Origin of the sequence: Vibrio ostreae (assembly GCF_019226825.1) — a bacterium.
Lineage (GTDB): Bacteria > Pseudomonadota > Gammaproteobacteria > Enterobacterales > Vibrionaceae > Vibrio > Vibrio ostreae.
Genome location: NZ_CP076643.1, coordinates 232,518 through 247,026, shown reverse-complemented (window position 1 = coordinate 247,026; position 14,509 = coordinate 232,518). Strand labels below are relative to the sequence as shown.

General features: G+C 52.0%; 14 protein-coding genes. All 14 read right to left on the bottom strand.

Annotation, left to right across the window (positions count from 1 at the left end; genetic code table 11):
* Nucleotides 1-128: 128 nt before the first annotated feature.
* Nucleotides 129-890, bottom strand: a complete 762-nt coding sequence (locus tag KNV97_RS07370; RefSeq protein ID WP_218562821.1) for a hypothetical protein — start codon at nucleotides 888-890, stop codon at nucleotides 129-131.
* Between the two features lie 216 nt (nucleotides 891-1,106).
* Entirely contained in the window at nucleotides 1,107-1,559 is a 453-nt protein-coding gene (gene fliJ, locus KNV97_RS07365; protein WP_218562820.1) for a flagellar export protein FliJ, read from the bottom strand.
* Between the two features lie 4 nt (nucleotides 1,560-1,563).
* Nucleotides 1,564-2,886, bottom strand: a complete 1,323-nt coding sequence (gene fliI / locus KNV97_RS07360; protein ID WP_218562819.1) for a flagellar protein export ATPase FliI — start codon at nucleotides 2,884-2,886, stop codon at nucleotides 1,564-1,566.
* Entirely contained in the window at nucleotides 2,886-3,695 is an 810-nt protein-coding gene (gene fliH / locus KNV97_RS07355; RefSeq protein WP_218562818.1) for a flagellar assembly protein FliH, read from the bottom strand. The genes fliI and fliH overlap by 1 nt, the downstream gene beginning before the upstream one ends.
* A gap of 96 nt (nucleotides 3,696-3,791) precedes the next feature.
* Nucleotides 3,792-4,847: a flagellar motor switch protein FliG gene (gene fliG, locus KNV97_RS07350; protein ID WP_136482476.1), complete on the bottom strand. Its 1,056-nt coding sequence runs from the start codon at nucleotides 4,845-4,847 to the stop codon at nucleotides 3,792-3,794.
* Nucleotides 4,840-6,585, bottom strand: a complete 1,746-nt coding sequence (fliF, locus tag KNV97_RS07345) for a flagellar basal-body MS-ring/collar protein FliF (RefSeq protein WP_136482474.1) — start codon at nucleotides 6,583-6,585, stop codon at nucleotides 4,840-4,842. Before fliF ends, fliG begins: the two co-directional genes overlap by 8 nt.
* A 16-nt stretch (nucleotides 6,586-6,601) precedes the next feature.
* Complete coding sequence (gene fliE, locus KNV97_RS07340; RefSeq protein ID WP_136482472.1) at nucleotides 6,602-6,913, bottom strand: flagellar hook-basal body complex protein FliE; 312 nt, start codon at nucleotides 6,911-6,913, stop codon at nucleotides 6,602-6,604.
* Nucleotides 6,914-7,008: 95 nt separating this feature from the next.
* Nucleotides 7,009-8,415: a sigma-54-dependent transcriptional regulator gene (locus tag KNV97_RS07335; RefSeq protein ID WP_218562817.1), complete on the bottom strand. Its 1,407-nt coding sequence runs from the start codon at nucleotides 8,413-8,415 to the stop codon at nucleotides 7,009-7,011.
* A 2-nt stretch (nucleotides 8,416-8,417) separates the two neighbouring features.
* Nucleotides 8,418-9,470 carry a sensor histidine kinase gene (locus tag KNV97_RS07330; RefSeq protein ID WP_218562816.1) on the bottom strand — a complete coding sequence of 351 codons (1,053 nt, stop codon included), beginning with the start codon at nucleotides 9,468-9,470 and terminating at the stop codon, nucleotides 8,418-8,420.
* 115 nt (nucleotides 9,471-9,585) lie between these two features.
* On the bottom strand, nucleotides 9,586-11,052 hold the full coding sequence (locus tag KNV97_RS07325) for a sigma-54 dependent transcriptional regulator (RefSeq protein WP_218562815.1): 1,467 nt from the start codon (nucleotides 11,050-11,052) through the stop codon (nucleotides 9,586-9,588).
* A gap of 227 nt (nucleotides 11,053-11,279) precedes the next feature.
* Nucleotides 11,280-11,690 (bottom strand): flagellar export chaperone FliS, encoded by a 411-nt coding sequence (fliS, locus tag KNV97_RS07320; RefSeq protein ID WP_136482464.1) that lies wholly within the window; start codon nucleotides 11,688-11,690, stop codon nucleotides 11,280-11,282.
* An 11-nt stretch (nucleotides 11,691-11,701) separates the two neighbouring features.
* Complete coding sequence (locus KNV97_RS07315; protein WP_218562814.1) at nucleotides 11,702-12,007, bottom strand: flagellar protein FliT; 306 nt, start codon at nucleotides 12,005-12,007, stop codon at nucleotides 11,702-11,704.
* 1 nt (nucleotide 12,008) lies between these two features.
* Nucleotides 12,009-13,997 carry a flagellar filament capping protein FliD gene (gene fliD / locus KNV97_RS07310; protein ID WP_218562813.1) on the bottom strand — a complete coding sequence of 663 codons (1,989 nt, stop codon included), beginning with the start codon at nucleotides 13,995-13,997 and terminating at the stop codon, nucleotides 12,009-12,011.
* A gap of 21 nt (nucleotides 13,998-14,018) precedes the next feature.
* Nucleotides 14,019-14,477, bottom strand: coding sequence for a flagellar protein FlaG (gene flaG, locus KNV97_RS07305; RefSeq protein WP_218562812.1), 459 nt, complete (start codon nucleotides 14,475-14,477; stop codon nucleotides 14,019-14,021).
* Nucleotides 14,478-14,509 lie beyond the last annotated feature (32 nt).

Below are 14,509 nucleotides of genomic sequence, written 5' to 3'. Positions count from 1 at the left end.
CCGACTTGTTGGCAGAGCTGAGTTCAGGATCCGCAGACGCAGGCTGAGCCGACTCGGCCTTCAAAGCAGCGAGGATAGCCGCTGCCTGCTGCGGTGTCAGCTCTTGCAGTTCTTCGGTGCTCATCTGATCATCCAATCCTAACCTGGTTAACTGCTCGGCCAGCAACTGGGTGATCTCTGCCCCCCTGTGCAGCACTGAGCGGAGTACCGGGTGCGGTTAGCTGAGCGTTGTCGGTTATAGCACTGCTGAGCACACCCTTTGCACTCATCGGACGAACGACCTGAACGGATTCCGACGCGGCGCGCAATGACAGATCATCTTCACTATGACCTCGGCTTGCAGGCTGAGCAGGGAACGGAGGCAAAATGTTGCCGTTACTGGCAGCCAGTGCCTGATTGGCGTCTTTTAAGCGGCCTATCAGCGCATCGCCGTCACTCATGACTTGCTGGGTTGTGGCATTCACGCCTTGCTTGCTGTCACTTTCGTCAGCAATAAGACGTTGTAAATTCTTAGGAATATCAGGCTGCGTCTCCGCTGGCTGCCCTTTGGCTGACGGAGTCTGCTCATCACCGTCACCTTGTTCGAGCAGTCCCTCAGCCGCATCTTGTCCGCTATCAACACTAATAAGCTTGCCATCCGCTGCAGACTGCTGGTCTTGCGCAGAAAGCTTATCTTGCGTAGAAACTGATGCAGCTTGTGGCTGTCCGGCCGCTTTTTTGACATTACTGGATTCGCTCTGGTCAGAGGCGCCAAACAGCAGAGCCGATAATTTGCTCAAAAAGCCGGAATTTTCCCCGCTTTCATCCTGCTGGACCTGTTGTCCCGCAGACTTAGCCACATTGGTGGCTTTGCTATTATCAACAGCAGATGAGGTTGAGTTGACGTTCATAATTACTTAGCTCGTATTTCAGGCTGCACACCTAAACGGCAGCGAATCCACTGTCACGTGCACAACTGCGTCGGACAGCACTTTGTACTTAATCTGCAAAGATGAGACTCAGTCTGCAGAGATGAGACTCACGGATATCTGTTACTACTCTGCACATTACTACTCTACAAAATCTGCTGCAAAATCTACGCCAAGCACGTCAATGGCCCAATAAACTCAGCTCAAACTGGAACCGGGACGACGTCGGTTAAAGCTGAGGGTCGAAAACTCATCCATCAGCTTCTGCTCGCGCTTATTTTCTGCGCGCTGTTTTTCGGTCTGCTTCTTATCGATCAGCCATTGGTAAGATCGGCGCTGTTTATGTACCGCCATCCAATGCTGCTCACAATTGACGACCTGATTTTTAAAGTGGTGTTCTGCATCGCGCTGCTTGGCCAGAGTTTCATCCAACTGAGTCAGAAAGCGGTTGAGGTGACCATATTGACTGGCCGTCAGCCCGGACTGGCCACGCTCAACCAGTTGCTGGCAGTATTCCAGACGATACTGCTCAATCTGACGGATTTGCTGATAATAACCTTCCAGCTCAGTGCGCGCCTTGTTGAGCGCCAGGACAGCTTTATCTTCGTTATCTTTGGCCTGCTCCAGCAAAAACTGTAATGCGTTATCCATGATGTTACTCCATGCTCAGCACATTTTTCAGCATGCTGACACACATCTCGTAAGGGACGGATTCTTTCATCGCTTGCTGCAGATAGAGATCCAGGCGCGGCTTGAGAGTAAAGGCACTGTCGATCGCTTTGTCAGTGCCCGGCTTATAGGCACCAATCGACACCAGATCCTGATTTTTACGGCAAATAGACAATACCTGACGTACCGCCTTGGACATCAGCACGTGCTCATCTGTCGTAATTTGTGGCATGACCCGGCTGACGGATTTCTCAACGTCGATCGCCGGATAATGGCCGGCATCGGCCATTTCCCGTGACAGCACGATATGGCCATCCAGAATTGCCCGTGACGCATCGGCGATCGGGTCCTGCAAATCATCGCCTTCGGTCAGCACAGTAAAGAATGCGGTAATCGAGCCTTGCTGCGGACCGCCGTTACCGGCCCGTTCCACCAGCGCGGGCAGCTTGGCAAACACCGATGGCGGGTAACCCTTGGTCGCTGGCGGTTCACCAACCGAGAGCGCGATTTCCCGCTGCGCCTGAGCAAAACGGGTCAGTGAGTCCATCAGCAGCAGGACATCCAGACCCTGATCACGAAAGTATTCAGCAATCGTGAGCGCCGTCTGACATCCCTTGAGCCGCATCAGTGGAGAGGAGTCCGCTGGCGCGGCGACCACCACAGAACGCTGGCGTCCGTCCACCCCGAGGATCTCTTCAATAAATTCTTTAACCTCGCGGCCCCGTTCACCAATCAGACCGACCACGACCACCTGCGCTGTCGTGCCCCGGGTCATCATGCCCAGCGTGACCGATTTACCGACACCTGAACCGGCAAACAGACCGATACGCTGTCCTTTACCGACCGTGAGCAGGCCATTGATGGCCTTGATGCCCACATCAAGCGGCTCACTGATCGGTTTGCGTGCCAGCGGGTTAATCGGCTGAGCGTTGAAAGAGGCGCGTTGGTCGGTATAAATCGGGCCAAGTCCGTCGAGCGGATTGCCCACACCATCAATCACCCGGCCAAGCAGTTCCATGCCGACCGCCAGTCCGGTCTCTTCCGTCAGTGGGGTCACTTTTGCCCCGGGCAGAACCCCGGTTATTTGTTCACTTGGCATCAAAAACAAACTGTCGCCGGAAAAACCAACCACTTCGGCTTCCATCTCGCCGGACATGGTCTCGACCCGGCACAAGCTGCCAATTGGCGCGCGGCAGCCGGTCGCTTCGAGGGTGAGTCCGACCACACGTACCAGTTTGCCAGAGGCAATCGGACGACTGGTCAACCCCTGGGTTTTATACTGTGCAAGACGTTCTGCCAACGCTAACATTATTCATTACCTTGCTGATGACGGTTGGTACCACAAAAACTCTGCAATACAGATCGGATGCGCTCTTCCATCCGATAGTTGACGCTCGATTCGCCGGCTTCAATCTGCACATCGCCGCGATTGAGAGCCGGTTCACTCACCAGCGTCCAGTTACGTAATTGCAACTGTTGTTCACCATAAGCCTGTTCGATAATCTCGCAGTCTTGCGGGTTGAGTTTTAACGTAATGGCGTGGCCGGAAACCGGCAGCGCCTCCACCGAACCTTTGACTGTATCCAGTATCACTTGCGGGTTGGTCTGCGCTTCTACGTGCACCACCTCTTTGACCAAAGTGAGCACCATATCCACCAGCTGCTTTTCAACCTGGGCGTTCATCAACTCCAGCGGCTGGGCAAACTGATTGGCAAGACCAATAAAGGTATTCACGTGTTCTTCTATCACCGCCTGCCCGGCTTCTATGCCTTCGGCCTGCCCCGCAACTAAGCCTTCTTCATGGCCGGCGTTATAGCCCGCTTCTTTGCCCTGCTCGAAACCTTGCTGATAGCCTTCCGCTTTACCCTGTTCCAGACCTTCCTGGTAAGCGGCCTGCTTAATCAGCTCGATATCCTGCTCGGTCAGTTGCACCGGTTCTTCTTCTTCCGGCTCATCAAAATTCGGCATCCAGCTCGGGTCGTAGTTCATCGCCGTTTCCCGAGCCGTTTTATGCTGTTCAGCACTGTAATCAGGCAGACCCCATTTTTTTGGCGGTTCGGCGGCCACTTCTGATTCTGAGCCTAAACGAATAAAACCGCGTTTTCTTTCTCCAGACATACCATCCCTACCCAAGATAAAAAAGGGCCCGCTGAATCAGCCGGCCCGGGTCTGCTGCTGTCATCAGGTCAACAGCCCCTGACAAAATAGATTGTGTTACAGGAACTCGTCGGCGCCGCCGGACAACATCAGTTCACCGTTATCCGCCATACGACGAGCGATGGCCAGAATCTCTTTCTGGGCCGCTTCGACATCCGACACTTTGATCGGCGGCATCGCTTCCAGGTCATCGCGCATCAGTTCAGCAGCACGCTTGGACATGTTCTTGAAGATCTTGTCACGTAGCGCGTCATCGGCACCTTTAAGCGCACGTTGCAGCACATCCTGCGGAACATCGCGCAGTAGTTTCTGAATCCCCTGATCGTCGACTTCGACCAGATTCTCGAACACAAACATCAGATCCTGGATCTGAGTAGCCAGATCTTCGTCCTGGTCGCGCATCTGATCCATCAGAGCTCCCTCGATGTTATTGTCGAGGTAGTTCATGATATCGGCCGCTGCTTTCAGGCCGCCAATCTTAGCCGCTTGCGCACCAGCCTGACCAGCAAACTGTTTCTCCATGATCTCGTTCAGCTCCGCCAGTGCGGATGGCTGAACTTCTTCCAGGTTGGCAATTCGCATCATCAAATCGAGACGGTCACGTTCGGAGAACTGGGCCAGTATCTCCGCCGACTGATCCGGCTCAAGGTAAGACAAGACAATGGTCTGGATCTGTGGGTGCTCGTTAACAATAATGCTGGCAACCTGACGCGGATCCATCCATTTGAGTGAATCGAGACCTTTCGAACCAGTACCGAGCAGAATCTGGTCAACCAGATTGTTGGCCTTGTCTGCTCCCAGTGCTGCCACCAGAGCATTACGCATAAAGTCTTCGCTACCCATACCGATATTGGTGTATTTCTGGATGTCTTCCAGAAATGCACGGTGCACCGCACTGACTTTATCCTGGCTCAGATCTTTAGCCCGCGCCATCGCACTACCGACCCGCTGAACTTGCTTGGGTTCCAGATGGCGGATAATCCCGGCCGCATCTTCTTCATTCAGGCTCAGCAACAGGATTGCTGCACGTTCATCACCCGGTATTGAGGCAATATCAATTTTGGTTTCAGCCACTTCACCGCCGGCATTACGTGGTACGATTTCGTCAGGCATTTTGCATCCAGTTCTTCACTACTTGAGCCGCCAGTTCCGGCTCGTTGGCCACCAGAGCACGTACGGCTTTCAGCACGTCCTCATCCTTATGCAGATTCGGCAAGTCAATCCCCGAACCAAACTCAAACAGTTCTCCGCCTTCAATGTCGCTGCCAATCAGGCTGGTTTCACCATCCGCTCCGATAGGCAGGCCATCCGGGCCATACAGTTGTTCGTCGTCTTCTGCTACAGGGTTGAGCAGTTTTTTCATCGCCGGGCGAACCAGCACCAGCACCACAACGATGATAACCAGTGCACTCGCCAGCCAGCGAATCCAGTCACTGAAATTCGGGTTCTCCCAAATTGGCACATCGGCCAGCGGCTCTATTTCAGGCTCGGCAAACTGCATACTCAATACATTGAGCAGGTCACCGCGATTTTCACTGAAGCCCACCGCACCAATCAGAATCTGTCGGATAGAGTTTAGCTCACTCTCACTCAGCGGAGTGTAGGTCACTTCGCCGGTCTCCGGATTAACACTGGCACGGTTTTTCACCGCAACGGCCACGGTTTGGCGGTTAATTACGCCCGTCTGCTTACGCTCATGGCTGATGGTCGTATCGAGCTCAAAGTTGCGGGTGGCTTCTTTATGCACCGAACCCTGTCCCATCAGCGAGCCGTCTTTCATTTGCGCGACATCCTGCGGAATCGAGGCATCCGCCGGCGGCTGGTTACTTAGAGCGCCGGGAACCCCCGCGACCGTATTACTGTTGTTGTAATCTTCCAGTGTATATTCACTGCGGGTCGATGGCGTGTTCGGGTCAAAGCTTTTGCGCGTTTGTTCAATGGCGCTGAAATCCAGTTCCACATCCACCTGAGCGGTGTAGTTACCCAGGCCAAGGATCGGGATCAGCACCGAGTCAATTTTCTCACGCAGGTTGTCTTCCTGCTTGCGCTCCTGCTCCTGCTCTTTGCGGCGTGCCGCAGAGACCGGATCCTGTGAACCGGAGCTGAGCAGACGACCGTGTTGATCCGTGACCGTGACCCGGGTCGGTTTCATCCCCGGTACCGCACTGGCGACCATATCGACAATCGAATCCACTTCTTCTTGTTTCAGGTCGGAGCCGGTACGCAGGGTCAAAAATACTGAGGCGGACGCTTCCTGGTTATGACGCACGAATACGCTCTGTTTCGGCAGTGCCAGCAGAACACGCGCTTTATTCACCTGACGCATCTCTTCGATCGCTTTGGCCAGCTGACGTTCCCGGCTCAGTTTTAAACGTTCCTGCTCGAGACGCTGGGAAACCCCAAACCCCATATCCTGCAACAGGATATCATCACCGGCTTCCCGGGATTGATTCAGGCCGGCGCGCACCATGTTCAGTTTGAGGCTGTTGTAGTCACTGTTCGGCACCAAAATGGTGTTGCCATCCAGTTTGTAATCTTGTTTTTGCTGATCCAGGTAATCCAGCACCGGAATCAACTCTTCCGTTTCATAGGCGCCAAGCGGCCGCATTTCCGGCTCTTTGACCCAGAAAAACAGCATCACGATCAAAGCAACACAAATCGAAATGGACAGAACCAGCACGATCTGACGCAGCAGATCCAGATCACCCATAGCAAAATCCATCTTGGATGAGCTTTTCTCATCCAGATCGGGATTCTGCGCCACGCCGTCAAGATCCGCGCCGGCAAGCAGGGCCTGATCTCCGCCAGAGCCGGACAGTGCCAAATCAGTTGTTTGCTTATCTTCAGCCACAGTTCAAATCCTACAATTACACTGGCATGTTCATCAGTTCTTTGTACGCTTCAACCAACTTATTGCGTACCTGGATCGTGGCATCAAAAGCCACACTCGATTTGTTGCGGGCGATCATCACATCCGACAGAGAAACCCCCTCGTCACCACGGTCAAAACGGGTTTGTAAATTACCGGATGATTTTTGCAGAGCGTTTACATTATTGATGGCCTGAGCGAGCATATCGCCAAAATCAGCGCCAACTTTTTGTCCTGTTGCTGCAGGGCGGCTGTTACCCGCTTCGATCATCATCGCCTGCATTTCGCTTTGTAAGCCGTCTAATCTCATTATTACCTCAGATGCCAATTGTTTGACTCATGCCCATTGTGAATCACCTTTTAGTCAGATCCAGCAAGTTATGTGCCATGCACCGCAACGCTCACTCAGCCCGGAATATCGATTCCGGCATCACGCATTTTGGCCAGTTTGTAGCGCAAAGTGCGCGGGCTGATACCAAGCTTCTCGGCCATCTCTTTACGTCGTCCTTCACATTCCACCAGGGTATCCATGATGATGGCGTACTCCTGATCGCGCAGTTCGCCGCCTAAACCGCTGCTCGCGCTGATTGATTTGGCAAAGTCGACTTCGGCAACCGGCTTAATCTCTACCGCGGCCACGTCTCCGCTTTCCACCGCACTCTGCAAGCTGCTTGCATCCTGCCAGTCGAGGCCTTCCAGCAAAATATGCTGCTGATCAATGCTGTCCTGGTCACTCAGAATCAGAGCGCGCTGAATCACGTTATCCAGCTCGCGCACGTTACCCGGCCAGTTATAGCTCAGCAACTTATTGATTGCACTTTCAGAAACTGCCGGAACCGCCAGACCAAGCTTTTTACAGTGACGCTCAACCAGATGGATGGCCAGCGGTTCAATATCCCCTTTCCGCTCACACAGCGCCGGCCAGGCGATTGGGAAAACATTGAGACGATAATAAAGGTCTTCGCGGAATTTTTTCTCTTGCACGTAAGCTTTAAGATCACGGTTACTGGTTGCCAGTACACGCACATCCAGTTTGATGCTCTTGCGGCTGCCCAGCCGTTCCACTTCACGCTCCTGCAGCACACGCAGTAGTTTGGCCTGCAGGTTAAGATCCATTTCGCTGATCTCATCGAGCAAAATAGTACCGCCCTGAGCCTGCTCAAATTTGCCCGGACAAGCCTGAACCGCACCGGTAAATGCCCCTTTCTCGTAACCAAACAGGGTTGCTTCCAGCATGTTGTCCGGAATCGCAGCACAGTTGATGGCAACAAACGGGCCGGCTTTACGCGGTGACGCATTATGGATATAACGGGACATCACTTCTTTACCGGAACCACTTGGCCCCAGAACTATGACATTCGCGTCGGTTTTCGCGACTTTTTCTGCCAGGCTCAGCAACTTAAGGCTTTTTTCGTCCGCGACCACAGCATCACCATTGTCATCCGATTTCACCGGAGCGTAACGGCTGACCATGTTAAGCAACACCTCAGGTGCGAAAGGTTTGGCCATATAATCAATCGCCCCTTCCTTCATCGCCGACACTGCATCTTCAATATTGGCATACGCGGTCATCAGCAGCACCGGAAGATTCGGCCAATGCTGTTTGATGTTACGCAGCAGGGCCAGGCCGCCCATTCCGGCCATTTGCACGTCAGAGACCACAATATCAACCGGATAGGTTTTCAGTTTCAACAACGCATCCTCGGCACAATCGGCTTCAAGCCATTCGTAGCCCGCTAATGCCAGAGTGTCTACCAGTGCTTCGCGTAGACCTTCATCATCTTCAACGATTAAGACTTTACTTTGAGCCATCATCATTCTCCCGAATCTGAGTGAGACGTGTGTGGTTGACGCTCCAGAGGCAAACACATGGTAAAACAGGCACCATTCCCCGGTTCAGAAATCAACTCAAGTTGGCCGTCATGTGCACGACACACCATTTGTACAACCGCAAGACCAAGGCCGGTGCCTTGTGAACGGGTGGTAAAGAAAGGCTCCATAATTTTTTGTTGTAGCTCTTTCGCCACACCTGGCCCATTGTCCTGCACAGAAATTTTTAATACCCCATTCACCGGTCGGAAAAAGACATCGATTTGAGCACCTTTACCGACGATTTGAATCGCATTCATCACCAGATTACTTAACGCAGAAGCGATCGCATTAACGTTACCCATCAGTTGGGTCTCTTGCTGCTCCACTTCCTGGCCGTAATCAATCTGATTATTTTTTACTGCGGTTTCGATCATCGGCAAAAATTCATTCACCAGCTCGGCCACCGTAAAAGGCTGAATCACTTTGTTATCACCACCTTTGGCGAACAGCAGCATGTCGTTAACTTGTTTTTCCAGGTCATGCAAGCGATCCATCAGTTTGCTTTGGAAACGTTCGCGAGTGGGCTGAGGCAGATTAGGCGCTGACAGGTTGGAGGCATACAGCATTGCGCTCGACAACGGTGTTCTGACCTGATGCGCCAATGACGCCACCATACGGCCCAGCGATGACAAACGTTGCAGATCGCTGACCCGCGACTGTAACAGCCGGGTTTCCGTCAGATCCGTGATAAGAATCAGTTGTCCGGTCGCCGATGCCGAGATAGCCAAACGAACCTTACGTCCGTTACGCAGCGAGATCTCGTGGCCGTCATCTTCGCGCGGTGCAAAAGCGGCCTGAATAATGGTATACCAGCGCTCACCCAGCAGCGGCACGTCAAGCAGACGCTGAGCTTCAGGGTTGGCTTCACGCACTATGCCCTGGGTATCGAGCAAAATCACTCCGGCTGGCATAACATCCAGTACTTGTTTGTAGCGCTCCACCTGATGCTCAAGGGAGTCTAAATGAGAATGCTGTTCTTGCGCTGCGTGGTCCATCGTCGGAAATCTGCCTCTAAATACAACAATAGCCTGTAACGCAAGATGCGTGCCAGGCTATTTACATTACTTTTCAGCAGGTTAATGCTATGACAATAAATTGACTCAGCGAAAATCAGCGCTGCATGTTGTATTTGCGCATTTTCTCAACCAAAGTCGTGCGGCGCATACCCAGCATATCAGCGGCACGAGCCACAACGCCACCCTGAGCATCCAGAGCCTGGTTAATCAGGTTCACTTCCAAATCGGCCAGCAACTCTTTCAGATTCACGCCTTCCGGAGGCAGTGATTGTGGGGCATCGAGCTGCTCACTAAAGTCTTCATCCTGACCAAAACTGAAGTCTTCCGAGAAAATATCCGCCAGCACATCGCGCTCCTGCTCTTCAACCGAACTGAAACGACTTGGCTCAGGCTGGAATTCAGGAATATCACTGTAACGGTATTTGGTCGGCAGATGGTTAACATCCACCAGGCTGTTCGGATACAGGATAACCATGCGCTCGACCAGATTGGCCAACTCGCGCACATTCCCCGGCCAGTCGTGCTCCATCAGAGAATTGATCGCGCGTGGTGTGAAACAGATAGGCAGGCCGCCTTCCGCTTCCAGACGGGTCATCAGCTCCTGCAGCAGGAGCGGAATATCTTCTTTGCGCTCTTTCAGCGCCGGCATTTCAATCGGGAACACATTGAGACGATAGTAAAGATCTTCACGGAAACGCTGATCATCTATCATAGTTTCCAGGTTGCGGTGCGTCGCCGCAATCACGCGGACATTGGCTTTAATCGTACTGTTACCGCCGACACGCTCAAAACAGCGCTCTTGCAGCACTCGCAGTAACTTCACCTGCATACTCATCGGCATATCACCGATTTCATCCAGGAACAGTGTACCGCCGTCAGCCAGTTCAAAACGTCCTTTCCGCGCGGTAATTGCCCCGGTGAAGGCGCCTTTTTCATGACCAAACAGTTCGCTTTCTAACAGATCGGCCGGAATAGCACCGCAGTTAATCGGCACAAACGGGCCGCCGCGACGTGACGAATGGTAATGGATGTTACGTGCCACCACTTCTTTGCCTGTCCCGGATTCCCCCAGGATAAGTACATTGGCTTCGGTGCCCGCAACTTGTTCAATCAGGTGACGAACTTCCTGGATACCATGACTTTGCCCAACCAGGCTGCGAAACAGCGTATTTTTACGCGCACTCGCCATGACCTGAATGCCTTTACGCCCCAGGAACTCTTTGCAGTGTCTCAGTGCTTCACTGAGCTGCGGATAATTGAGAGGGAAATCCAGCTCACCAACAAAATGGGGAAACTCTTCCAGCGAGTACGGCTGCTTATTCGCGACCAATAGCGGGATGTGGTTAGCTTTTGCAAGAGAATTCGACAGCAACTCAGGTAAGTACTGCGTTCCGAGGGAGCCCAGGATGCATCCAGCCCAAACAGCCGACCAGTCAATCTGATCCAACTGAGAAGACTCAATCACCTCACATTGCTCTCCAACAAATTCTAATATGGTACTGAGACTCAGACGAATCGAGGGATCGTCTTCAATCACAAGTAGTTTTGCTAAACCTTGCATAGGTGAGATTATTTGCCTTAATTCTGGAATGTTGTTGTCGCGCTGCTGACTGTCATCATCAGACCCGACAATTTATAATATCTATCTGTCTAAACGACAGACAATTTGTGGAATTCAGCAACAAAAAAGCCACTGGCTAGTTAGTGGCTTCTATTCTATTTAATTATAAAAATAAGGCAACCTGGCAATTAACCGATGTGATATCAGTTAAAAGTTTCAAAAATTCCTTAGATTCCCACTTCTGAGGCAGTCAGATTGTGGTATTCAGCCGGAATTTGATCCCAGGCGGACTTGATTTCACGCAAAATATCAATAACGTCGTCAATAGGCTGAGGGTCATTCTCATAGTTTGCCGTCGTGATCTGAGTGATCATAAATTCATACAACTGATCGAGATTCTCGGCGATTTCGCCACCATCATTCATCGACAGACAGCTGCGCAGGCTGATGACAATTTCTAACGCCTTACCAAGACGTTCACCTTTAACCGGGATATGACCCTGCAACATCGCCGCCTTACCTTGAATAAGACGTTCAATTGCACCGCCCATCAGCATCTGAACGATTTTATGCGGTGAGGCCGCACTTAGCTGGCTATCCACTGATACTTTTTTGTACGCCTGTAAAGAACCACGCATAGTCTTCCTCTTTATAAAAACTTTTTGTATTGCTGAACTGATTTGTTGCCGTAGCGATATTTATGCAACAATCGACCTATTGCAGTCGTTTGTGACTGCATCTGTTCAACAAGCTGTTGTGTTTGCAAAATTGCCTTGCGCCAAACCTCAGAATGGGCAAATTCCGGATTGTCAGCTGCGTAGAGTAACAATCCTTGCAATAACCGTTCTCTCTTATCGACCAAGTCTACAATTTCTTCAGTGTTAATGTCTTGCACTGAAAGACTCTGCTTTAATTGGTGATCCAGATCACGTAAAACTTGCAGCTCATCATCCATGTTACTGACCTAACATACTCATCATGCTCGACAGCTGGGACTGCATGTTGCTGGTTGCATCCTGCATGGCAGAGAAGCGCGCATGGGTGCGCTGCTGTAAATTATCCATGCGGCGATCTAATGCCGCCTGGTCATCCGTCAGGCGTCTGTCCTGCTCACCAAGGCTACGCTCACGAGTGCGAATCGAACCAGTCACCCCGGTCATACTCTGAATCGCATCTTCTACTTTGCGTGCGAATCCCTGGTTGCCGCCAAAAAACTCGCCCAGACGAGTGAAGTTATTGTTCAGCTGGCGATCGAGCATGTCATGATTGATCTCCAGTGTTCCCTGACGGGTCGTCGTAATACCAAACTCAGTCAGGCTACGAATATCTTGCGGAGCACCTTCTACCGGCGATGAAAACACCGAGCGTAAACGTGAATGCGCGCTGCGCACCACACTGTCACCGGCCAGAGGCCCCGCCTTCCCGGTCGTGGGATCAACACTGCTCAGATCCTGGCTGACCGCAAAAAACTGGTTATACGCTGCGACAAATTGTTCGATATCCTGACGCACACTGTCACGGTCATATTCAATATCGATTTCAGCCGGTCGATCACCCGGATTGGTTTTACCACTCAGGGTTAAATCAACCCCGTCAATGGCATTTTCAATCACGTTGTTTTCACTCGACAACTTAGCGACACCGTCCAGCATCACCATGGAGTCCTGCCCGGCCTGAACCTGAATCATTCCTGAATAACCATCGAATGAATCTTGCGCCGCTTTCAGTTCCTGCTGCGCCTGTTCGAGTTGCTCGAGACGTTCGCGCTCTGCTTCCGGCAGTTTCGCGCGAGCAGCTTGCTTAGCTTCTTGTGGCGTCATATTGCCGCTTTGCACGGCTGCGTCAATGGCAGCCTGTTCACGGGCTAGTTGGGCATCGAGACGAGCCTGAGCCTCTTGCGGCGTAACATAAGAATCCGTGAGCGTACCGGAGGCAGTGTTGCTCCAGCCCGGCACTTGCGATGATTTTTCCTGCGCCGTACTGTCTAACTCAGCTTCCGGCTCTGAATAGGAATCGAGTAAAGTCCCCGAAGCCGTTTCAGTCCAGCCCGGAATTCTGTCTTGTGGTCTCAGATAACGGTTGGCATCCGTGCCGGCTTGTGCCGCTGCACGGACTGCGTCTTCGGACAGCTCATCTGAATCAGAACTTTGACCTGTGCTTTGTGCAGCAGAATTGACGTGTTCTGACATGGCCTGATCGACATTTCGTGCCGCCTCGCCAATCCGATCGGCAACTTGAGCGGCAACTTTTTGCTGCTCGGGTGTCAGAGGGGCAATCAGCTGCTGTGCTTTGGCGCGTGCTGATTCCAGATCTTTGACCCGATCTTCTAACGTTTTGTATTCCAGGCGATGCAACGCATCCCCGGATGGGGCATCGGCGCGAATACTAATGCGGTGATTCGCACCGGATAAATTTGAAGCGACAATCAAACGCGGCCCGTCAACGTCATTGATGACCGAAGCACGAACTCCTGGGTTACGGTCCTCGTCGTTAATGCCACGTACGACATCAATCAATCGGGATCGACCACGTACATCGACACTAAATGATTGATCACCAAGAGAAATCTGCAGCTTACCCGGGCCAAACCTGGCATCTTCCGGTAATACCGCTGATGCCAGTTTATGACTTTGGGCAAGCTGCAGCACATCGACTGCGTATCTGCCTGCGATTGCGTCTGTGGATGCGGTCGCAGATACCACCTTGTCGTCGCTTGTATCGACTTTGCGCACGGCAAAAGCCTCCTGCTGACGAAAATTCGTCATCAGGTTACGCATGGTATCCAGCGACTCTCTGAGTCTGCCATAGGCACTGATACTGGTATCAATTTCAGTGCGCTTATTGTCAATGCTTTGCTGCTTGGGAGCACGCTCTGCATTGACAATTCCGCTGACCACTGAATTAATATCAAAACCAGTGTTCATTCCCATTGGGCCTAAACTCATTATTTCACCTCAAAAAAACGATTACACCTTGGTCAGTAACAGGCCCGATGTCGGGCTCTGTCCCTGCGACAGGCGTCGTAAAACCTCAAGCATTTCTTCATCTGGAATCTGACGTATTATGTCGCCGGTTGAGGCCTCATAAATCGTCACAACATCCCGCCCTGATTCTTCATCCACCCTGAATGCCAGCCCCTTGTTGAACGAATCAACAAATTCACTCATCTGTTCAACAATCTTAGCACGTTGCTCCTCGCTGACCCGCTGTTGTTCACGGGATTGCTCAACGGCGCTTGCCAATGCCTGGTCCTGACCTTGTTGTGTCTGCTGTGCCAAACGTGCAGTATTATCGCCACGCTGAACCATGCGGTAGTCATCTTTCGAATCAGAAGCGCCTTTCACGCTATCGTTTTCTGAAGCAAATTTAATGCCACTCTGCGAGCCGTAAGGCTGGACGTTCGATGTATAGGATGGTCCGTCCATAACAATCTCCCTCCACCTTATCAGCCGTCGTT

What these genes read in the sequence shown, in the direction of transcription:
- KNV97_RS07370 (WP_218562821.1), bottom strand. Translation starts at nt 890, where the DNA reads ATGAACGTCAACTCAACCTCATCTGCTGTTGATAATAGCAAAGCCACC.
- fliJ (WP_218562820.1), bottom strand. Translation starts at nt 1,559, where the DNA reads ATGGATAACGCATTACAGTTTTTGCTGGAGCAGGCCAAAGATAACGAA.
- fliI (WP_218562819.1), bottom strand. Translation starts at nt 2,886, where the DNA reads ATGTTAGCGTTGGCAGAACGTCTTGCACAGTATAAAACCCAGGGGTTG.
- fliH (WP_218562818.1), bottom strand. Translation starts at nt 3,695, where the DNA reads ATGTCTGGAGAAAGAAAACGCGGTTTTATTCGTTTAGGCTCAGAATCA.
- fliG (WP_136482476.1), bottom strand. Translation starts at nt 4,847, where the DNA reads ATGCCTGACGAAATCGTACCACGTAATGCCGGCGGTGAAGTGGCTGAA.
- fliE (WP_136482472.1), bottom strand. Translation starts at nt 6,913, where the DNA reads ATGAGATTAGACGGCTTACAAAGCGAAATGCAGGCGATGATGATCGAA.
- KNV97_RS07335 (WP_218562817.1), bottom strand. Translation starts at nt 8,415, where the DNA reads ATGGCTCAAAGTAAAGTCTTAATCGTTGAAGATGATGAAGGTCTACGC.
- KNV97_RS07330 (WP_218562816.1), bottom strand. Translation starts at nt 9,470, where the DNA reads ATGGACCACGCAGCGCAAGAACAGCATTCTCATTTAGACTCCCTTGAG.
- KNV97_RS07325 (WP_218562815.1), bottom strand. Translation starts at nt 11,052, where the DNA reads ATGCAAGGTTTAGCAAAACTACTTGTGATTGAAGACGATCCCTCGATT.
- fliS (WP_136482464.1), bottom strand. Translation starts at nt 11,690, where the DNA reads ATGCGTGGTTCTTTACAGGCGTACAAAAAAGTATCAGTGGATAGCCAG.
- KNV97_RS07315 (WP_218562814.1), bottom strand. Translation starts at nt 12,007, where the DNA reads ATGGATGATGAGCTGCAAGTTTTACGTGATCTGGATCACCAATTAAAG.
- fliD (WP_218562813.1), bottom strand. Translation starts at nt 13,997, where the DNA reads ATGAGTTTAGGCCCAATGGGAATGAACACTGGTTTTGATATTAATTCA.
- flaG (WP_218562812.1), bottom strand. Translation starts at nt 14,477, where the DNA reads ATGGACGGACCATCCTATACATCGAACGTCCAGCCTTACGGCTCGCAG.